This window comes from Bacillus cereus group sp. BfR-BA-01381, assembly GCF_022663555.1.
Lineage (GTDB): Bacteria > Bacillota > Bacilli > Bacillales > Bacillaceae_G > Bacillus_A > Bacillus_A pacificus.
Genome location: NZ_JAKUFR010000040.1, coordinates 26277 through 46546, shown reverse-complemented (window position 1 = coordinate 46546; position 20270 = coordinate 26277). Strand labels below are relative to the sequence as shown.

Here is a 20270-nt window from a genome sequence, read left to right as displayed (position 1 = left end):
AGTTGTTCCTCCCTAATTTATAAGACATTCCCCAGTGTCTTGAACAACTTCCATCCCTAATTAAATTGACATAAATTGTCCCCTTCCCTAGACCATCCTATGTGATGGTCTATTTTGTTTTCTAAATAGTGTATTTAGCTTTTTCTGCTTACTTTAGTAAAAGCAATCTATATTTAAATAGATACTTTTGTACAAAATATTCAGAAAATATTGTCAAAATAGGTAGTTTTTCGGTACAATTAATGTAGAAAGTAATTTCACAAAAATAAGGAGGGGGTTTTATTGAAACAAACAAAAGCAATCTTAATTGCATTATTTCTCGGTTTAGTTGTCGGACTCACTTTAAATTTAGCTGCACCATCCATTTTTGAACCATTAAATCAATATGTGTTCAATCCACTTGGTCAATTGTTTATTCGCCTCATTAAAATGCTAGTTGTCCCTGTTGTATTCATTTCTATCGTACTTGGAGCTGCTGGTCTTGGGGACCCGAAGCAACTTGGAAGAATTGGTTTAAAATCAATTTCATTCTTTCTTGTAACTACAGCCGTTGCCATCTCTATTGCAGTTACATTTGCACTGATTATACAACCAGGATCTGGTGGTAATTTTAAAACCGAAGGGCTTAAATATGAAGGTGCAAAAACCGAAACATCTTTCGTCGATACATTGCTAAATATCGTACCAGATAACCCAGCAAAAGCGATGGCTGATGGAAACATGTTACAAATTATTGCCTTTGCCGTATTAATTGGACTTGGTATAGCTATTTTAGGAAAACGTGTCCAAGGTATTCATTCATTACTTGAACAGGGCAACGAATTAATGATGTATCTCGTTAATCTCGTTATGAAATTAGCTCCAATCGGAACATTTGGGTTGCTTGCTTCATCCGTTGGTAAAATGGGTCTTGCAGGCGTCGCTGCGATGTTCAAGTATATGATTGTCGTTATGCTAGTACTTATTATTCACGGTGTCTTCGTATATGGTAGCTTATTAAAAGTATTAGCAAAAGAAAGCATTGTCCGTTTCTTTAAACATTTCGGACCAGTAATGGCGATTGGATTTAGTACATCTAGCTCTAATGCATCGCTTCCATTTGCAATGAAAACCGCACAAGAGAAGCTTGGTGTTCCAAAAGCAATCAGCTCTTTTGTACAACCACTAGGTGCAACAATTAATATGGATGGTACTGCCATTATGCAAGGTGTAGCAACTGTATTTATCGCTCAAGTATACGGCGTTGAACTTACTATTTCCCAATTAGCTGTAGTCGTATTAACTGCTGTACTAGCTAGTATCGGCACTGCTGGTGTACCAGGTGTTGGGCTTGTAATGCTGACGATGGTTTTAAATCAAGTAAATCTACCGGTAGAAGGTATTGCCTTAATTATCGGTATTGACCGCATTCTAGATATGTCAAGAACAGCTGTAAATATTTCTGGTGATGCAATTTGCGCAATGATTGTCGCAAAATCAGAAGAAAAATATAATACAGATCAATCTGCCGCATCTTAAATCAAAAAAGGAGTGAAATGATTCACTCCTTTTTTGATTTACTTCCCTTTTTCGAACGATATTCTTTTCCTTTATTATCGTTACCAGTTTCAAATTCTGCACTAAACTCTTGCTGAAATTGCCCTGATTTCGGCGAGCCTTGATTTCCGCTCCCTTTACTACCATTTCGATTTGTCATATTTCTGCCCCCTTCCTTTATTAGTAGTATGTTACATATTTTCTTTTTTATAATCTTTTACATACGAAAGAAGACCTTCCTCATATAAGGAAAGTCTTCTTTTTTTAATGTAAGCGTTTTCTTACTTATAATGACTTAAATAAGTTTTTTAGAAATAGATATCATTATATTCATTTCTTCTTCTGAAAGCGTAGAAAATCTTTCTTGCAAATATTGTTTTTTTGCATCTTCCATTTTTGCAACTAAATCTTTTCCTTGTTCAGTAATCTCCAAATATACAACTCGGCGATCTGACGTAGAACGTGAACGAGTTACAAAACCTTTATTAATTAATTTTTCTGTAACAGCTGTAATATGACTATTCGACACATTTAACTCATTCGCCACACGTGATACCATTTCTTTATTCGTACGATTCAATATTCTAAGGACGATAAACTCATTCCACGGTATGTAACCACCAAATATTTTTCCAATATCATTACGCAACGTGCGGAACATAGCAAAAACATTTGTCGATAGTTCTTCCATTAATTGCTCTCGATTTTGAGACAACTTTGACAGCCCCTTTTATTTCATTTAGTTAAATAAAAACCTTATTAATAATTTTACATGAAATCTTACTTTTTGTCACCTTATTTTCCCATAATTCGTAGTTTTTTAATAGATATTTCATGATAAAATGAAGTTAAATTTCCAAAAAAAGGAGTTAGGATAGTGGGTGAAGAAGACAAATTTTCGAATTTCAATCTAAAAGATAAAACTTTGATTATTGGTTTTGTTATTCTGTTCCTCATTGTAATTTTTGCATTTATATTTTTTGTATATGTAGGAATCTTTCATATTACTGGTGTAGAGTATAGGTCGCGCACTGCCTTACTTCTATTTTTTTATTAATTACTTTCTTAGACGGTATTATATTTTTCATCTTCAGTTTCTTCAAGGCACTGCTATATCCAATGACACAAAACATGCCAAATTGGCTTTCTATTACTCTTTTCGCAATCATTGAAATTACGCTAGATTGGTTCGTCATTCATACCGCTGACGATTGGATAGAGAGCGTGCAACTATCCAACATAGCTGAATTATGTGTCGTACTATTCTTTTTCCTATTAAGTAAATTATTAAGTGATAAGAAAGAGTAAGAATACAAGCTTTTCTCTATAAAAATTGATACAATGAAAACAAATCATACAAAAGAGGTGTTACTTATGAACTTACAACAATGGGCTGATAAAGGTATGTCCTTTGATACATATGTGAATGAAATGAAAGTAAATCAATACGAGCTACTGCACATTTACAATAACTTTTTAATTCCAAATGAATTACTTCCTGTATTAGAAGAACGTCAAAATGATGGCTGGCGTGTTATCGTATTAACAGCTGATTGGTGTGGCGATGCTCTTTTATGCGTGCCTGTTATGAAACGAATTTCTGAAGTTGCAAATATTGATATGTCATTATTAATTCGCGATGAAAATTTAGAATTAATGGATCAATATTTAACAAATGGAACAGCACGTGCGATTCCAATCTTTATTTTCATTGATAAAGATGGAAACGAACAAGCCGTTTGGGGACCACGTGCTCCAAAAGTACAAGAGTTAGTAACTTCAATGCGCGCTACATTGCCTGAAAAAGAAGACCCAACATTCGAAGAGAAACAAAAAGAAATGTACGCTAATTTCCGTGCCACATTAGCTGATGACACTTCTCTTTGGGAACATGTAATGGAAAGCATGATGGAAAAAGTAGTAAAATAAAAAAACTGCCGAACTCGGCAGTTTTTTTATTACATAATGAAGAAATAGAATACCGCAGCTAAAATGAAACGGTAGTAAGCAAACGGTGTTAGTTTTACACGAGATAATAATTTTAAGAATGAAACAATTGCAAGCATTGCAACAACGAATGCCGTAATAAATCCTGTTGCAAATAACGGTATATCAGCCGCACTTAATATATCCCAGCTTTTAATTAAATCTAAGCCACTTGCAGCTACCATCATTGGTACTGCTAAAATGAATGTATATTCAGCTGCCGCTGTATGTGACACGCGAGCTAATAAACCACCACTTATTGTAGAACCAGAACGAGAAAATCCTGGCCAAAGCGCTAAACATTGGAACATTCCGATTGTAAATGCTTGCTTATATGTGATTTCATCTAATGTTCTTGCTGTACTTGGTTTCGAAAACTTCTCAGCAACAATCATTAAAATACCACCAGCCACTAAGCTAATGACAACTGGGCCTGGCCCAAATAAAACTTCTTTAATCGCACTATGGAACAATACGCCAAGTACGCCGGCAGGAATCATTCCGATAATAATATGTAATAAATTTAACGATGGTCCGTCTGTTACTTTCCCTATACCTACTAAAGACCATAGACGCTTCCAAAATATAACTACAACTGCTAAAATCGATCCCAATTGAATAACAACTTCGAAAACTTTCGCTCTCTCATCGTCAAATCCAAGTAAATGACCTGTTAAAATCATATGCCCTGTTGATGAAACTGGTAAAAACTCTGTTAAACCTTCAACAGCACCCATGATTATTCCAATTAACCAATCAGCCACGAGTAGTGCCTCCTTAATAACTAATAATATGTAATTTTTTCATACCTTACCATAATACCTTATCCCCTTTCAAAGTGCATCCTTTTTTATAGTCAAACCGTAGTTTTAATAAGCTTATTCCTTTTCTATTTTTTGATTAAATTGTATGATAGTAAGAGTTTTCTTTTTTACGTAGAAAGGGGATTTTATGAAAGAAACTAATACATTCTCACAAAAATTAAAACAATTTGTATTACTATTTTTCCCGATTTTCGTTACGCAAATGTCATTATTTGCAATGAGCTTTTTTGATACAACAATGTCAGGACATGCAAGCCCTATTGATTTAGCAGGGGTTGCTATCGGAACGAGTATATGGATTCCAGTTAGTACGGGATTAACAGGTATTTTGATGGCTACAACTCCAATTGTTGCGCAACTCGTTGGATCCAAGAAAAAAGAAGATGTTCCCCAAGTCGTCATACAAGCAGTCTATTTAGCAATTTGCGCTAGCTTCGTCGTTATGCTTATTGGATTTTTCGCTGTTACACCCATTTTAAATGGCATGCGATTAGAAGAACCGGTGGAACGTATTGCAGCACAATTTTTAAGTATTATTGCAATTGGAATTATTCCTTTATTTACTTACACTGTTTTACGTGGATTTATTGATGCATTAGGAAAAACTCGCACAACGATGATTATTACGTTACTATCATTACCTATTAACGTAATATTAAATTATGTATTAATTTTTGGGCATTTCGGTTTTCCAAAACTCGGTGGTGTCGGAGCAGCAATTGCTTCTACAGCAACCTATTGGTGCATTTTAATTATTACCGTTATGATTATTCGTACGAAAGAGCCTTTTGCATCTTTCCATATTTTTAAACAGTTATATCGCCCTTCTCTTTCTAGTTGGAAAGAGTTCTTAAAACTTGGCGTCCCTATCGGATTTGCTATCTTTTTTGAAACGAGTATTTTCGCTGCAGTAACACTTATGATGAGTAATTTTAGTACGACAACAATCGCAGCTCATCAAGCGGCTATGAACTTCGCTTCCTTGCTATATATGACGCCTTTAAGTTTAGCAATGGCAATGACTATCGCTGTTGGATTCGAAGTTGGAGCGAAACGATATAATAACGCAAAACAATATGGGTTTATTGGGATTGGCTTAGCACTTGCATTCGCCCTATTATATTCCATTCTTCTTTACTTCTTTGATGATGAAATTGCTTCTATTTATACGACAGATATACAAGTTCATCATTTAGCAAAAGAATTTCTTATATTTGCGATTTTATTTCAAATTTCAGATGCAATTGCAACTCCTGTACAAGGGGCACTACGTGGTTATAAAGACGTAAACGTTTCCTTAATTATGACATTAATCGCTTATTGGGTAATCGGTCTCCCTCTCGGTTACATATTAGCAACGTATACGGACTGGGCAGCAAAAGGATATTGGATTGGTCTTATTATCGGTCTAGCATTTGGCGCCACCTTCCTTCTTATCCGTCTCTTTCAAGTTCAAAGAAAATATACAATAGAAAACCGCCGCTCACGATAGAGGGCGGTTTTCTTTATGCATATTTTTTCTTTAAACGTATAACATAATGAAAAAGAAAGGTGGGTACATATGGACGAACAAGAAAAAAAGCAATCATTCGATGAAGAATTCGCCCCTGAAATTTCACCTGGATATCGGCAAGATGTACATAAGCCACCTAAATATAAAAACACTTCGTTTTTAATGGGTATTACCATTTTTGCTGCTGTATTACTCGTGCTTATCATTTTCGTTTATTTTTGATGAAAGGCGGTTTATTATATGAAGAAACAAAATTCCAATCGTTCAAAAAGAATTGTGAAAACAGAAAAAGGGTATGCAGGTGATTCGGTTCTTACTCAGAAACAAGTCGAGCAAGGAAATTTATATATTGCTCAAAAAGAAATTGGTCAACAAAATGAAAACCTTTAAAATCCCTCAAAGAACTGGGGGATTTTTTATTCCGCTATTTATAGCATATTTATGGCACCGATTCATGTTTCACTTTATTGTACGTACTGTTTTTGTTCTAACACCTTAAATATATGATTAACCTTTACAATTTTCATTTCATAATTCAATTTCATTTCGCTTCTCTTACCATTTTCAGTACCCGCCACGTACGCTACAGTTTTATAGAGAAAACTTTCATCCGTTACTTCACGTATCTCTCCGTTTATAAATTTATACTCTAAATCCTGAAAACGATTTGGATAATAGTTTTTCATTAATTGTTCATACCCACTATTTAAAAATATTTCTTCACCTTTTCGTTTTACATGTTCTTTATTATGAAATCCAAACACTGATAGTTGCTCTGTCACAAAATGTTCTCCTACCTTTTTCATTTCATTATGAGTTAAAACTTCTATACTTTTGTTTTTTAATTCCTTATTTAATCCGTACTGATCAATCGGTTTATAGCTCGCAAAAACCTCTTCTTTATATGACCAAAACAATCCAAAAGCGATACATAGAGAAGTGATTAATAGTCTTTTCTTCATAACACTCCCGCCCCTCTTCATAATGATAACTATATTTTAACATATAGAAAGAAAATTCTGATATCATGAAGTAGAATAACTTAACTTAGAAACGAGGAACAATTATGGACTCTTACAAACAATATATTAAAGAAGCTCTACCTAATCTTTCTATACATTCCTACAAACAAAATGAGGAAGGATGGGATAATGTAGCGATTATAGTAAATGATGAGCTACTGTTTCGTTTCCCGCGAAAACAGGAATATGCAATGCGAATTCCATTAGAAAAAGAACTATGCACACTTCTCTCTTGTTCACTACATGAAATTGAAGTTCCAAAATATCACCTATTCTATGAAAAGAATACTGATGCTATTCCGCTTTGTAGCTACTATACTCTCATTCATGGTGAACCTTTAAAAACAGAAATAGTTACTACACTAGAAAAACAAGAACGAAAAGCACTTATTACACAATTAGCAACTTTCCTTGTTGCTCTACATAGTATTCCTTTAAAAAGTGTTACAGCGTTAGGATTCCCTATTGAAAAAACACTTACCTACTGGAAAGAGCTACAAGCTAAGTTAAATCAATATGTTACCAACAACCTTACTTCGTTCCAAAAATTGTCTTTAAATCGTTTATTCAAAAATTTCTTTACATGTATCGATACATCTGCTTTTCAAAATACAATTATTCACGCCGACTTTACACATCATCACATTTTATTTGATAAACAAAATAAAACCATTTCAGGGATTATCGATTTTGGTGATGCTCAAATTGGAGATCCTGCCTTTGATTTTGCTGGGCTATATTATGATTTCGGACATGAATTTACTACATCAGTATATGAACAATACAGTACACTTACTTCACACCATGATCCATTACTCATTCACCGTATCACAAATTTTTATCAATACAGTCCTTTACTACATAATATGATTTATAACTTTGAAACAAAGAATGAACTTGAGTTTTTAGCTGGTATAGAACAACTGAAAACAATACTACAGGGATGAGATTACATTCTCTCCCTATATTCTCTCTCCTCATATAACATTAACTTTTTATCCATTTCAACAATGACTTTATACAGTTGAAATGCCTGTAAAATTTGCAGTTGAATTCCAAAAGGGGCATTCTGTTCTTTTAACCATTGAAATACTTGCGTTTCATCTTTCATTGATTATTCCTCCCTTTATTAAAATCTGCTACAAATATACGGTACATGATGAAAAGCTTTTCATGTCAATAACAAAAAAGAATGCAACATTGCATTCTTTAATGTACGATATTTTTCTTCTGTTTCGCTTCTTTCTTTACTTCTTCCCCTTGGCATTCACTACGAAATGCACAACTTATACACTCAGAACGAAAATGACGCTCTGTATAATGCTCAGGTTGCTGTAACATTTCTTTCATTCTAGATAAATGAGCCATTCCAGTTATAATATCTTCCGGTTTCGGAATGTAGTCATACTTAGTTCCTTCTATTAAATTAATAACTTCAATTTTCCCTGGAAGAATGCCGAAAGCTTTATAACTGAATACTGTCATTAACTTTTGACAAAGAGCAAGCATTTCCTCATCCGCATCGACAACATACTTTTTAATTACAAACGACTCAGTACTCCACTCACCAACTTCTAATATCAATGACATGTGGACACCTAACTCTTCCATATATGTTTGAAATTTTTCATATAAAAATAACGGCGGTGTCTGACTATCATCTCTTTCAACAAACTGTAATAAGTGATCCGTTAGCTTCGCTAACACAATGTAATACTCCATCTTCGAAGCAAACATATTAACCCTTACTTTTTTCCAATACTTTTCTATTAATATTAAAAGTACAATTTTCGTTTGTTGGCCTGCCGGTAGTGTGTAATATTCGTTAATAATTCGATTCACAATCATTTGTGCGATTTGTTGCCATTCAAACGAAGAAGGTTCTCTTCTTTTTATATGACGAAAATAAAATTTATGTGGACAACGCATAAAATCATACAAATGATAATCTGTCATCGTTTTAATTGCGATTTTCTCATGCACTTGCTCTTCATCTCCCTTCTGCCATTAAGAAAGGTGTTTTACAAATTCAGCTCCAAACTGTAAACATTTCTCTACATCTTCATCTTCTGGCGTTAATTCTACTTTTAATCCTTCTAACACAACTTCTGCCCCGCGTTCTTTTAGCTTTTCTATTAAAATGTCAACTGCCACGCCATATTTTGGATAAGCCGAATCACATGATCCGAATACTGCCGCTTTTTTCCCAGTTAAATCAATAGAATCCATTGCGTCATAAAAATCTAAGAAATCATCAGGAAGGTCACCATCTCCCCAAGTGTATGCACCTAAAATAATTCCATCATACTGTTCTAATATAGAAGCTTCTGGTGAATCCATAATATCAATCACTTCAATTTCATTTTCAGTTTCACGAATCACGCCGGCAATATGATCAGCCATTTCCTCTGTATTTCCACTCATACTTGCAAAAATCATTACTAACTTACTCAACTGAACCTCTCCCTTTACTTTGTATCTCTTTTTCTGTTTGAATGCTCTTCTTCTCATCTACATATTCAGAACGAATTACATTTCGTTGCCATTCCATATGCTGATCAACTTCTTTATTTTTATCTTTTAATCCCCTCCGTAGAAGGTGAAATTTTTTTCTCATTAACATGTCGCATCCATCCTATTGATAATAATTATCAATTTCAACTACTTTTAGATTAATTGACATTGATTATCACTGTCAATAACTTTTTTTAAAAAAATGATTAAAATGTACAAGCTTGTCCGTTAGCTATTCATATACTATAAATGAGCATAGTTCTTTCTCAGCCCTCTCTGACGGAAAGAAATAAAAGCAACTGCGATAGAGCGCAGTTGCCTTTTTTTATCCCACTTTAATGGGCAGTAAAACCCCCACTGATTAAAGTTTCACTTTATACTTTTCTATGATTTCAATAATCTCATTGTTGTCTCTAAAAATAATTCCACTCCATAAATGAGAGCTGATTCATCTACATCAAATTTTGGATGATGATGCGGGTAGCAAGTATCTATCTTTTTATTACCAGTCCCTAATTTAATAAAACAACCAGGTGCTTTTCTTAAATATGCCGAAAAATCTTCTCCTCCCATAGAAGGTTCAAGCTTCACAACACGCTCATTTCCAAACAAATGTAGTGCACTTTCTTCTACTACTTTCGTAATATATTCATCATTAATAACCGGATCATATCCATATCGATACGAATATGTATACGACCCTCCATGTGCTTCTGTAATTCCTTTCACGATTTTCTCAATTTTCTCTTCGGCTTCTATCCTTAATGCTTGATTAAATGAACGAACAGTTCCCATTAAAGTTGCTGCACTAGGAATAATATTATCAGCCATCCCCCCATGAAACTGCGTAACCGAAACGACTCTTTGCATAAAAGCACTCGTATTTCTTGATACGATATGTTGTAAATTTGTAATAATCTGTGCTCCGATAGCAATAGGATCTATCGTTTCTTCTGGCCTCGCCGCGTGCCCTCCTTTCCCTTGAATTTCAACTGTAAATACGTCTGGCGCAGCCATCATCGGCCCATACGCAATGCCTATCTTCCCGCTCTCAAGTCCTGACATAACATGTAAACCTATTACATAATCAACACCATCCATTACGCCTGCTTCAACCATTTCTTGTCCCCCGCCGGGATACACCTCTTCTGCATGCTGAAAGAATAGACGGATCTCACCTGCAAAATTTTCCTTTATATTTGCTAGCACTTTTGCTGTACCCAACAAAATAGCCGCGTGAGCATCATGCCCACATGCATGCATTACACCTTTATTCACAGACGTATAAGATTTACTTGTCTCCTCTTGAATTGGCAACGCATCTATATCAGCTCGAATCGCAATCACTTTCCCTTGTTCCGTTCCTCTTTTAATTGCAAGTACACTATACTTCGTCGGTCTCGTTACTTCAAAAGAAGAAAATGAGCATACTGTATCATATATAAATTGCGAAGTTTCTTTTTCATGAAACGATAATTCTGGATACTTATGGAAATGCCTTCTCCATTTCACGATGTTTTCTTCCGAAATTAGATTCTTCCACACTCTATCCATGATAATTTCCTCCTTTTTAAAAGGGCTAGAAATGTAAAAGTTTACTTCGTCTCGAATGACTCATAAGCACAAATACTATATTTTACGTATTCTTCTAGTCCACTTTTATGTATTCACACAATCCACTTCCTATTTACATATCAAATCCATTACAAATTGATGCTGAATGTAATATAATTGCTAAGTTAGGGATTTTCTTTTTTAGTATTTAGTGCTAATATCAGAAAAGAGCCTTTTGACTTATTTTTACCTAAAATGTGGAATTTTGTTTTTTTCACAATAATGTAGGACATGATACCTACAAAGAGCTATTATTTCATTAAGAGAGGGAAAGACATGGAAAGATTAAAAGAGATATGGTCTCGACCACTCACACAATGGGTTGCAAAGACGGTTTATTACCTTGCAATTTTATTTGCATTACTTTGGTTGTATGGATTCCATGATACAAACACAAGTACATTTATTTACAATGAATTCTAGGGTGGGAACGTTATGAAGTTATTAGAACAAATTGAAAAGTGGGCTATTGAAACGCCTGATCAAACTGCTTTTGTTTGGCGAGATGCGAAAATTACGTACAAACAATTAAAGGAAGATTCTGATGCGTTAGCACATTGGATTTCTTCTGAGTATCCAGATGATCGTTCACCAATTATGGTGTATGGCCATATGCAACCTGAAATGATTATTAACTTTTTAGGATGTGTAAAAGCTGGACATGCTTATATTCCTGTAGATTTATCTATCCCAGCTGATCGTGTACAACGTATCGCTGAAAATTCTGGTGCGAAACTACTTTTATCAGGAACTGAAGTAACTGTAGCTGATTTACCAGTTCGCATTGTAAGTGAGGACAACTTAAAAGATATTTTCTTTACTCATAAAGGGAAAACTCCAAATCCTGAACATGCGGTAAAAGGTGATGAAAACTTCTACATTATTTACACATCAGGAAGCACAGGTAATCCGAAAGGGGTTCAGATTACTTATAACTGCCTTGTAAGTTTTACAAAATGGGCTGTAGAAGATTTCAACTTACAAACGGGGCAAGTATTCTTAAACCAAGCACCTTTCTCATTCGATTTATCTGTCATGGATATTTACCCATCATTAGTAACAGGTGGTACACTTTGGGCAATCGATAAAGATATGATTGCACGTCCAAAAGACTTGTTTGCTTCTTTAGAGCAATCGGATATACAAGTATGGACTTCCACACCATCTTTCGCAGAGATGTGTTTAATGGAAGCATCTTTCTCTGAGAGTATGCTACCGAACATGAAAACATTCTTATTCTGCGGTGAAGTGTTACCAAATGAAGTAGCTAGAAAATTAATTGAGCGTTTCCCAAAAGCAACAATTATGAATACGTACGGTCCAACTGAAGCTACTGTCGCTGTAACAGGTATTCACATTACAGAAGAAGTACTTGATCAATACAAATCACTTCCAGTTGGCTACTGTAAATCAGACTGCCGCCTTCTTATTATGAAAGAAGATGGAACGATTGCACCTGATGGTGAAAAAGGTGAAATCGTAATTGTCGGTCCAAGCGTAAGCGTTGGATATTTAGGAAGCCCTGAATTAACAGAAAAAGCATTTACTATGATTGACGGTGAGCGCGCCTATAAAACAGGCGATGCTGGCTATGTTGAAAATGGTCTTCTATTCTATAATGGTCGTCTTGATTTCCAAATTAAGCTGCATGGTTATCGAATGGAATTAGAAGAAATTGAGCATCACCTTCGTGCGTGTTCTTACGTAGAAGGAGCAGTTATCGTTCCAATTAAAAAAGGTGAGAAATACGATTATTTATTAGCGGTTGTTGTTCCTGGAGAACATTCATTTGAAAAAGAATTCAAATTAACATCTGCAATCAAAAAAGAACTCAATGAGCGATTACCAAACTACATGATTCCACGTAAATTCATGTATCAATCTTCTATTCCAATGACACCAAATGGAAAGGTAGATCGCAAAAAATTATTGAGTGAGGTTACAGCATGACCGCATATGGATCATTTTATTTTTTCGCTATAGTGGGCATTTTATTAATACCTACTATCATAGCTGGATTAAAAGGTAAAATGTTGCGTAAATATAATGCCGTTTTAACATTAATCATGATTGCTATTATCTTCTCGGATAAACCGAAGCAAGCGATTATGTTAGCCGCATTTATTATTTGGCAATATGCCCTGATTAAAGGCTATTTACTTTTAAGAAAACAAAACAATAGTACATTCATGTTTTGTATAGCTGTTATTTTATCGATTTTGCCACTTATTTTGGCGAAAATCGCACCATTTGTACCTGAATTGCATTTTATTGTTTTCGCAGGTATGTCTTATGTAACATTTAGAGCTGTACAAATGGTCTTTGAAGTTCGTGATAATTTAATTAAAGAACTTTCCTTCTTTAATTTCTGGGAATTCGTTTTATTCTTCCCTGCGATTTCAAGTGGACCTATCGATCGTTATCGTAGATTCCAAAAAGATATCCAAAAGCCACCTAGTGCTGAGGAATATCAAAATTTACTATATACAGGGCTTAATCGTATTTTCCAAGGTTTTCTGTATAAGTTTATAATCGCGCACTTGATAACAACATACCTTGTAAAGGCAGTATTCGCCAATCAAGATACACTTTTATCTAATGTGATTTTTATGTACGCTACTAGCATGCAGTTATTCTTTGACTTTGCAGGTTATAGTGCGTTCGTAATTGGTATCAGTTATATGATGGGAATTAAAACTCCTGAAAACTTTAATAAGCCATTCCTTAGTCGTAATATTAAAGACTTCTGGAACCGCTGGCACATGAGTTTATCATTCTGGTTCCGTGATTTTATTTACATGCGTTTCGTCTTTTTTGCAACGAAGAAAAAGTTAATTAAGAACCGTTACACTATTTCGTATATCGGGGCATTTTTAAACTTCTTCATTATGGGAATTTGGCACATCCAAGGAAGCGCTGTTGCGCAGTATGTTATTTATGGTCTATATCATGCCGCACTGTTTATTTTATTCGATATTTTTGAACGAAAAAACAAGAAGCATAAGTTTTGGCCAAACAATAAATTTACACACGTCCTTGCGATTGTAATTACGTTCCACGTTGTATGTTTCGGTTTCCTCATTTTCTCTGGACACCTTAACAGATACTTTTAATGCACCCTTCTTATACCATTAAGAAGTTGCACATATAATATATTTCGGATATAAAGGAGATTTTAAAAATGGCAGAATTCAAAGAGCAAGTATTAGATATTTTAGAAGAAGTATGTGAAAACGATATTGTGAAAGAAAACTTAGATGTTCAATTATTTGAAGAAGGTATCCTTGATTCTTTCGCTGTAGTATCTTTATTAGTTGAATTCCAAGAGCGTTTAGATATTGAAGTTTCTATTTCTGATTTTGACCGTGACGAGTGGGCTACACCAAACATGGTTATTAAGAAGTTGGAAGAAATCCGATGAACAAAGCAAAATTTGGTCCGATGCTTTTAGCATTGGCCCTTTTTGCTGTATTCTTACTTATTCCAACGCGCTTCCTACTTCCACTTTTAAGTGATGAAAAAGTAGAACAAGCTGCCACTTCTTTAAAAGAAGAAAAGATTCAAAGTATGATTTTACAGCAAAAGATGTTAGCAGACCCGAAATACCTTCCGATGTATGGTTCATCGGAATTCGCACGTATGGATGCTTACCATCCATCAAATTATTTCAAAGTAAAGCCTGAAGGATTCACACCATTCCTACTTGGACGTGGCGGAACACAAGACCTTGTACATGTATTAAACTTTGCATCTACGATGGATCAATTGAAGGATAAGAAAATGGTATTCGTTCTTTCTCCGCAATGGTTTGTGCCACAAGGTATTGATGAAACACACTTTGCACCTAACTTTTCAAAGCAACAAGGTTACCACTTCATTTTCAACGATGATGTAAAACCTGAAATGAAAAAGCAAATTGCAAAGCGTTTATTAAACTTTGAGATCGTTAAGAAAGAAACTTTACTTAAAATTTCGCTTGAAGGTATCGTTTACGATGATACAAAGCATAAAATAAAAGCACTTGCTGCTAAACCTTTCGCTTATATTTATCGTAACATTTTAGATCGTAAAGATTTATTTACAGCAATGTTTGATATTAAACCACATAAAGAAAAACTTGACCCGTCATTAAAACAAATGAGCTGGGAAGAGGCTCGTAAACATGCAGATCAAACAGGTGCAGCAGAATCTGGATCTAACAATTACGGTATTGAAGATGGTTACTTCAACAGCAAAATCAAGAAGAAATTAAAGCAACGTGAAGGTTACTTAAAAAATGATGCTTATGATCAATCGCCAGAATATGAAGATTTACAAATTGTACTTGATTTATTAAAACAATCTGGTGCAAAACCACTCTTCATTTCTGTTCCTGTAAAAGGTCCTTGGTACGATTACGCTGGCTTCCCGAAAGAACGCCGAGAATTGTACTATAAGAAAGTTCATGAGCAAATTGAGAAAGCTGGCTATCCAATTGCCGACTTCTCAAATCATGAGTATGATAAATACTTCTTAAAAGATCACATGCACTTAGGTTGGAAAGGCTGGGTTTATATCGATGAAGCCATCCAACAATTTTATAAAGCAAACTAAAGAAAAGACCGCTTGAATTATTCAAGTGGTCTTTTTCTATATACATTTTGCAATTGTTCGATTACGTTATCTGCTTCTTTCATCACTCTCTCCACTACATGCTGAGCTGATTCTATTCGTGCTAATGATGACGCTTGTCCTGCCCAAAGTGACATATATTCTCCATTATTTTGCTTTGCTGCTTGTTGGCGTATTTTAGAGGTTAATACATTTTGCACCGGATACATCGGAAGGTCTTCTTCTTTTCCTTCGTGCTTCTCTATAAATTCATTACGAATACCTCGTGCATATTTCCCGGAAAACGCACGAGTCACAGTTGTACTCGTATCTGTACTACGTAAAACCGCTTTTTTATACACGTCATGCGTAATACTCTCTTCACTCGTTAAAAAGGCTGATCCCATTTGAACAGCTTCTGCTCCCAGTGTAAATGCCGCAACAAGCCCTTGCCCGTTCATTACACCACCTGCTGCAACAATCGGGATATGCGGAACTGCTGCTACTAACTGCGGAATTAATGCGAACGTCCCAATCATAGCGTCCTGTTCTTTCCCGATAAACGTTCCTCTATGGCCCCCTGCCTCACTACCTTGACCGACAATAATATCTACTCCTAATTCAGCAAGTACTTTCGCCTCTGCCACATGAGTAGCTGTTCCGATAACTTTTATTCCTCTTCTTTTCAAGTCATTTATTTCTTCTTTTTCTAACGTTTGAAATGCAAAGCTAACGACTGGTACGTTTTCTTCTACTAACACTTGTAATTGTTCTTTATAACTTTTTGGAAGCTTTAACTGTTCTTCTTCCTCTATACCCAATCCTCTATTCACTCCGCTAAGTAATCCCTTGGCCAAGTTTATCTTCTCTTCTTCTATTTGTATCTCTTTCGTTAATAGTAAATTAACACCGAAAGGCTTATCTGTTCGTTCCCGTATTTTATAAATCGCTTCACGAATTTGTTCTGGGCTCATATAGCCTGCTCCAAGCGTTCCTAATCCTCCGCTATTACTCACAGTTGCAACGAGTTCTGGCGTTGTAATCGCACCCGCCATACCGGCTTGAATGATGGGATACTTAATTTGTAATGTATCTATAACTCGACTTGTAAACATCATTTCTCCTCCTATTCCCTTTATATCTTCTTTATTTGACAAACTTTCCCCTTCTTTTACAAGGGTTGAACTTCCTATGAAGCGAATATATTGAAAGTGAAGGAGGCTGAAAAAAATGATATATCCAAATGCATTACAACAAGGTGATACAGTAATGATTATTGCACCATCCGGCCCACCAACAATTGAAAATGTATTAAAAGGTGTAACTGTACTACAAGAAATGGGGTTGTCTGTAGTAATCGGGAAAAGTGTTTATGAGAAATATGGATATTTAGCTGGAAGCGATCAAGTTCGGCTCGATGATATACATGAAGCATTTTCAAACCATGAAGTAAAAGCCGTTTTCTGTGCACGAGGTGGTTACGGAAGTGCTCGTCTCCTCCCCCACATTCAATATGAAATCATTCGGCAAAACCCTAAAATCTTTTGGGGATATAGCGATATTACAGCTTTACATACTGCTTTTTCACGTTATGCAAAGCTTGTGACATTTCATGGCCCAATGATTGAAGAATTAGGGAAAGGTGTAGATTCTCTTTCTTTATCTTCTTTCAATCAACTCTTTCATCCGTATTCAACCATTTTATCTGCATCAGAATGTATCGTACCTAGCCCTTCCCGTACAATTACAGGTCAGTTAGTTGGAGGCAATTTAGCGGTGTTAACGAGTATCATTGGCTCCTCCTACGAGATAAATACAGCCAATAAACTTTTATTGCTTGAAGACATTGGGGAAGAACCATATCGCATTGACCGTATGTTAAATCAGCTACTTTTATCTGGAAAGTTTAATAAATGTAGTGGCGTTATTTTTACAAGTTGTCATGACTGCACTCCTTCTAAACCATCTCAATCATTGCAAACAATACTATATGAATATTTCACTCCATATGCTATACCTGTCCTATTCGGTTTACCGATTGGACATATAAGCCCAAACATTGGGATTCCTCTTGGAGCTACAGCGACAATAAGTACACATAATAAAACACTCTCTATTTCTTCTGGCGTAGCGACCCCGTGTTCAAATTAAAAAGGAAAAGCGATTATGCTTTTCCTTTTATCCCGCTTTAATGAGCAGTAAGACCCCCACCTCAAAATGCAGCGAAAGCAAAGAAGTTAGGTGGGGGTCGGGCTGCCCATAAAAGCCCGATTGGTTCAACTAATAATCAGTGGGGGATGAAGAAACCCCCCACTGATTAAATTTTCACTTTATTTATAATAGTTAAAAATTCGTCCAGATGCGATATCTGCAATTTCTTCTGGAATAAATGTTTTACTTATATCAGTACCGACATTTAATACTGCTGTAGCATCTTTCTCAATGCTACTAAATAATTCTTTCCCACGTATCGTAATAAGGGGTGTTCCTTCTGGCAACACGTCTTTTACAAATTCCATTTGTGTAAAGAACGGAACGATCCATCTACCCTCTCCTTGGAAATGACGCAAGCGAAGTATTCCTTCTGTTGCCCCTTCCTCTGCTTCTAGTGAGCCAGCAACATAAAACTCAGTAGATAAGAGCAATTCATAAAATTCCTTTTGCTTTTGTTTATCATCCCCTGCTACAACAAGTACTTCTTCTATTCTCTTTACCGGAATTTGCTCCATATGATGCCACCCCTATTTTCAAAATGATTGCACTTAAATTATACGAAATATTCTTATTTTTTTCTACATAATTCGTAATTATTTTCTTAAAATAATTTTAATACTTCTTTTGTCTTTATAATTGTAGCAAACTCTTCATGTAAATTTACAAGTGTCATATTATGAATATCTTCTGCACTATACTCTTTACCATCTAGACCTTTACGGTTAAAAGTAGCCGTCGCATCACTCACTAAATATGTTTTAAATCCTAAATTCCCTGCCATTCGTGTCGTAGTCTCCACACAATGATTTGTCGTTAATCCTACAATCACTACTGCATTACATTTGTTCTCTCTTAATTGCTCTTCTAAATTTGTCCCAATGAATGCGCTATTAACAGATTTCTGAATAACCACTTCACCTGGTAGTGGTTGCACCTCTTCTTTAAAGTTGACTGTTTCCGCTCTCTCATAAAACATCGACTGCGCATTTTCTTTATTTACATGTTGAATATGAAAAACCGGTCGCTTCCTTTTTCTCCATTGTTCTAATAACATTCTCATGTTTTCTTCAGCAAAAAGATTATTTCTCTCACCCCAGTATGGTAATTGAAATGCTTTTTGTACATCAATTATGATAAGTGCTATTTGATTCATCATCATTTTCTCCTTTGTTTGGCTGTAATTGAAATAGAAAACCAAGTTGTTGCGATGCAGTAATAAAACAAATATAAGCGCAAAGCTCTACAATTTCTTTTTCCGTCCAATATTGTTTCAATACATGAAACATATTATCATCTATCGCCTTTTTGCCATGAATAAATGTATGCGCAAAAGTTACTGCTACACCAATTTCTTCTACCTTTTGCATATCATCAGGCCTTCCCTTTGCCATACAGTACGGGCATTCATTCCCATACGCTAATGTTCTTCTCACTTGTTCCTTTAACTCTGCTGAAAGAGTTCCTTTATTGTACAGTGTATTTTCTAATGTACTCCACGAATATAATATTTCCGGATTATGACCTAATAACTTTTGAAACTTTGTATCTCCTACATTTGATAATGAAATTCTCTCCATTATTTTCCCTCCTATTCCCTTCAGTTTTATTGTAAAATAAATAAAGTTCTCTTTACATTTCATATGAATCTTAATTTATATTTTTCCTTTACAAAAATTATCATTTTACTGGAGGTATATTTACAAATGCAACTAGACCGTGTTGATCGAAAAATTTTAAATGAATTATATAATGATAGTCGCCTTTCCATGCGTGAATTGGCGAAACGAGTAAACTTATCTGCTCCGTCTACTGCAGAGCGTGTTCGTAAACTCGAAAGTGAAGGCGTAATCAAAAAATACACAATCGATATCGATTATAAAAAAGCAGGACTTGTTTTAGACTGTATTTTAGAAATCACTTTAAAAAACGGGGATACAACACGTATGCAACAGTTTATTCAGTCCTATCCATCTGCAAGTTTTTGTTACCGCGTAACAGGAAGCTTATGCTACATTGTAAAAATTTCTGTTCCTTCACTCGTTGAACTTGAAGAATTTATTAATGATGTTTCTTCATATGCAACGACCGTTTCTCATATCGTATTATCAGAAATATCTCTTACCCCTGATATTGAACATATCTTCCCAGAAGATTAATTAATTTTTATTCATAAAATATATAAAAACCTCTTACAATAAGAATAAAAATAATATATTATGTATTAAAATACATAAAGTTCGAGAAAGGGGCTTTACATTGAAAATCTGGTTTTATGAAAAAACGGCACACTTAGATGACTTGCTTGGCATTTGGGATAATGTTCCGACTATCCCTCGAATTGGTGAAAAAGTTGAGATTTTAAAAGCAGTTCGTACTGTTACAGATATTAAATATGTAAAGAACGGCAATAATTTTCGTGTGGAAATTATTACAAAGTAAAAAGTAGCTCACAAAGAG

The 20270-nt window shown here is 35.0% G+C and carries 27 protein-coding genes and 1 pseudogene; 15 read left to right on the top strand and 13 right to left on the bottom strand.

Annotated features, from left to right (window positions below; genetic code table 11):
* Window positions 1-282 precede the first annotated feature (282 nt).
* Window positions 283-1518 (top strand): dicarboxylate/amino acid:cation symporter, encoded by a 1236-nt coding sequence (locus MR079_RS15465; protein WP_139869643.1) that lies wholly within the window; start codon window positions 283-285, stop codon window positions 1516-1518.
* 22 nt (window positions 1519-1540) lie between these two features.
* Here the strand turns inward: MR079_RS15465 and MR079_RS15460 are convergent, their stop codons facing one another.
* Window positions 1541-1696: a hypothetical protein gene (locus MR079_RS15460; protein ID WP_000184931.1), complete on the bottom strand. Its 156-nt coding sequence runs from the start codon at window positions 1694-1696 to the stop codon at window positions 1541-1543.
* 135 nt (window positions 1697-1831) lie between these two features.
* On the bottom strand, window positions 1832-2251 hold the full coding sequence (locus MR079_RS15455; RefSeq protein ID WP_000081435.1) for a MarR family winged helix-turn-helix transcriptional regulator: 420 nt from the start codon (window positions 2249-2251) through the stop codon (window positions 1832-1834).
* Between the two features lie 162 nt (window positions 2252-2413).
* Here MR079_RS15455 and MR079_RS15450 point away from each other — a divergent pair.
* A pseudogene (locus tag MR079_RS15450) lies at window positions 2414-2844 on the top strand (regulatory YrvL family protein).
* A gap of 33 nt (window positions 2845-2877) precedes the next feature.
* On the top strand, window positions 2878-3465 hold the full coding sequence (locus tag MR079_RS15445) for a thioredoxin family protein (RefSeq protein WP_125902873.1): 588 nt from the start codon (window positions 2878-2880) through the stop codon (window positions 3463-3465).
* Window positions 3466-3494: 29 nt separating this feature from the next.
* Here MR079_RS15445 and uppP read toward each other — a convergent pair whose 3' ends face one another.
* Window positions 3495-4286: a bacitracin resistance undecaprenyl-diphosphatase gene (uppP, locus tag MR079_RS15440; protein WP_000796248.1), complete on the bottom strand. Its 792-nt coding sequence runs from the start codon at window positions 4284-4286 to the stop codon at window positions 3495-3497.
* A 187-nt stretch (window positions 4287-4473) separates the two neighbouring features.
* Here uppP and MR079_RS15435 point away from each other — a divergent pair, with 187 nt between their 5' ends.
* From MR079_RS15435 to MR079_RS15425, 3 genes are all read left to right on the top strand, one after another.
* The gene (locus MR079_RS15435) at window positions 4474-5838 is read left to right on the top strand and encodes an MATE family efflux transporter (protein ID WP_139869646.1); all 1365 of its coding nucleotides are present in this window, start codon (window positions 4474-4476) and stop codon (window positions 5836-5838) included.
* Window positions 5839-5907: 69 nt separating this feature from the next.
* Window positions 5908-6081 (top strand): 2-isopropylmalate synthase, encoded by a 174-nt coding sequence (locus tag MR079_RS15430; RefSeq protein ID WP_242294233.1) that lies wholly within the window; start codon window positions 5908-5910, stop codon window positions 6079-6081.
* Between the two features lie 18 nt (window positions 6082-6099).
* A complete protein-coding gene (locus tag MR079_RS15425; protein ID WP_000744619.1) occupies window positions 6100-6249 on the top strand; it encodes a hypothetical protein in 150 nt (49 codons plus the stop codon).
* Window positions 6250-6323: 74 nt separating this feature from the next.
* On the opposite strand, the gene MR079_RS15420 is transcribed toward MR079_RS15425, so the two are convergent.
* Window positions 6324-6842 carry a biotin transporter BioY gene (locus MR079_RS15420; RefSeq protein WP_242294232.1) on the bottom strand — a complete coding sequence of 173 codons (519 nt, stop codon included), beginning with the start codon at window positions 6840-6842 and terminating at the stop codon, window positions 6324-6326.
* Window positions 6843-6925: 83 nt separating this feature from the next.
* Between MR079_RS15420 and MR079_RS15415 the strand changes: the two genes are divergently transcribed.
* Window positions 6926-7828: an aminoglycoside phosphotransferase family protein gene (locus tag MR079_RS15415; protein ID WP_242294231.1), complete on the top strand. Its 903-nt coding sequence runs from the start codon at window positions 6926-6928 to the stop codon at window positions 7826-7828.
* Window positions 7829-7830: 2 nt separating this feature from the next.
* Here the strand turns inward: MR079_RS15415 and MR079_RS15410 are convergent, their stop codons facing one another.
* The 5 genes from MR079_RS15410 to MR079_RS15390 all read right to left on the bottom strand — a co-directional run bounded on the left by MR079_RS15410 (window position 7831) and on the right by MR079_RS15390 (window position 10949).
* Window positions 7831-7992, bottom strand: coding sequence for a hypothetical protein (locus MR079_RS15410; protein ID WP_016716967.1), 162 nt, complete (start codon window positions 7990-7992; stop codon window positions 7831-7833).
* Between the two features lie 98 nt (window positions 7993-8090).
* Window positions 8091-8864: a hypothetical protein gene (locus MR079_RS15405; protein WP_242294230.1), complete on the bottom strand. Its 774-nt coding sequence runs from the start codon at window positions 8862-8864 to the stop codon at window positions 8091-8093.
* Between the two features lie 24 nt (window positions 8865-8888).
* Entirely contained in the window at window positions 8889-9335 is a 447-nt protein-coding gene (locus MR079_RS15400; RefSeq protein WP_000041150.1) for a flavodoxin, read from the bottom strand.
* Entirely contained in the window at window positions 9328-9504 is a 177-nt protein-coding gene (locus MR079_RS15395) for a hypothetical protein (protein ID WP_000929012.1), read from the bottom strand. Before MR079_RS15395 ends, MR079_RS15400 begins: the two co-directional genes overlap by 8 nt.
* Before the next feature lie 275 nt (window positions 9505-9779).
* On the bottom strand, window positions 9780-10949 hold the full coding sequence (locus tag MR079_RS15390; protein WP_242294229.1) for an amidohydrolase: 1170 nt from the start codon (window positions 10947-10949) through the stop codon (window positions 9780-9782).
* A gap of 336 nt (window positions 10950-11285) precedes the next feature.
* On the opposite strand from MR079_RS15390, the gene MR079_RS15385 reads away from it, so the two are divergent.
* The 5 genes from MR079_RS15385 (at window position 11286) to dltD (ending at window position 15602) form a co-directional block, all read left to right on the top strand.
* A complete protein-coding gene (locus MR079_RS15385; protein ID WP_000440293.1) occupies window positions 11286-11432 on the top strand; it encodes a teichoic acid D-Ala incorporation-associated protein DltX in 147 nt (48 codons plus the stop codon).
* Window positions 11433-11444: 12 nt separating this feature from the next.
* Window positions 11445-12959: a D-alanine--poly(phosphoribitol) ligase subunit DltA gene (gene dltA, locus MR079_RS15380; protein WP_139869651.1), complete on the top strand. Its 1515-nt coding sequence runs from the start codon at window positions 11445-11447 to the stop codon at window positions 12957-12959.
* Complete coding sequence (dltB, locus tag MR079_RS15375; protein ID WP_242294228.1) at window positions 12956-14122, top strand: D-alanyl-lipoteichoic acid biosynthesis protein DltB; 1167 nt, start codon at window positions 12956-12958, stop codon at window positions 14120-14122. The genes dltA and dltB overlap by 4 nt, the downstream gene beginning before the upstream one ends.
* Before the next feature lie 68 nt (window positions 14123-14190).
* Complete coding sequence (gene dltC, locus MR079_RS15370; protein WP_000807310.1) at window positions 14191-14430, top strand: D-alanine--poly(phosphoribitol) ligase subunit DltC; 240 nt, start codon at window positions 14191-14193, stop codon at window positions 14428-14430.
* A complete protein-coding gene (dltD, locus tag MR079_RS15365) occupies window positions 14427-15602 on the top strand; it encodes a D-alanyl-lipoteichoic acid biosynthesis protein DltD (RefSeq protein WP_242294227.1) in 1176 nt (391 codons plus the stop codon). The genes dltC and dltD overlap by 4 nt, the downstream gene beginning before the upstream one ends.
* A 17-nt stretch (window positions 15603-15619) precedes the next feature.
* Here dltD and MR079_RS15360 read toward each other — a convergent pair whose 3' ends face one another.
* Window positions 15620-16714 carry an NAD(P)H-dependent flavin oxidoreductase gene (locus MR079_RS15360; protein WP_242294226.1) on the bottom strand — a complete coding sequence of 365 codons (1095 nt, stop codon included), beginning with the start codon at window positions 16712-16714 and terminating at the stop codon, window positions 15620-15622.
* A gap of 115 nt (window positions 16715-16829) precedes the next feature.
* Here MR079_RS15360 and MR079_RS15355 point away from each other — a divergent pair, with 115 nt between their 5' ends.
* Window positions 16830-17750: a S66 peptidase family protein gene (locus MR079_RS15355; protein WP_016716962.1), complete on the top strand. Its 921-nt coding sequence runs from the start codon at window positions 16830-16832 to the stop codon at window positions 17748-17750.
* Window positions 17751-17929: 179 nt separating this feature from the next.
* On the opposite strand, the gene MR079_RS15350 is transcribed toward MR079_RS15355, so the two are convergent.
* From MR079_RS15350 to MR079_RS15340, 3 genes are all read right to left on the bottom strand, one after another.
* On the bottom strand, window positions 17930-18328 hold the full coding sequence (locus tag MR079_RS15350) for an SseB family protein (RefSeq protein ID WP_000435209.1): 399 nt from the start codon (window positions 18326-18328) through the stop codon (window positions 17930-17932).
* An 86-nt stretch (window positions 18329-18414) separates the two neighbouring features.
* Window positions 18415-18969: a cysteine hydrolase family protein gene (locus MR079_RS15345; protein ID WP_139869656.1), complete on the bottom strand. Its 555-nt coding sequence runs from the start codon at window positions 18967-18969 to the stop codon at window positions 18415-18417.
* On the bottom strand, window positions 18938-19453 hold the full coding sequence (locus MR079_RS15340) for a carboxymuconolactone decarboxylase family protein (protein ID WP_139869657.1): 516 nt from the start codon (window positions 19451-19453) through the stop codon (window positions 18938-18940). The genes MR079_RS15345 and MR079_RS15340 overlap by 32 nt, the downstream gene beginning before the upstream one ends.
* Before the next feature lie 63 nt (window positions 19454-19516).
* Here MR079_RS15340 and MR079_RS15335 point away from each other — a divergent pair, with 63 nt between their 5' ends.
* Window positions 19517-19969 carry an Lrp/AsnC family transcriptional regulator gene (locus tag MR079_RS15335; protein ID WP_139869658.1) on the top strand — a complete coding sequence of 151 codons (453 nt, stop codon included), beginning with the start codon at window positions 19517-19519 and terminating at the stop codon, window positions 19967-19969.
* A 100-nt stretch (window positions 19970-20069) separates the two neighbouring features.
* Window positions 20070-20252 (top strand): DUF3913 family protein, encoded by a 183-nt coding sequence (locus MR079_RS15330; RefSeq protein WP_074610755.1) that lies wholly within the window; start codon window positions 20070-20072, stop codon window positions 20250-20252.
* Window positions 20253-20270: the final 18 nt, after the last annotated feature.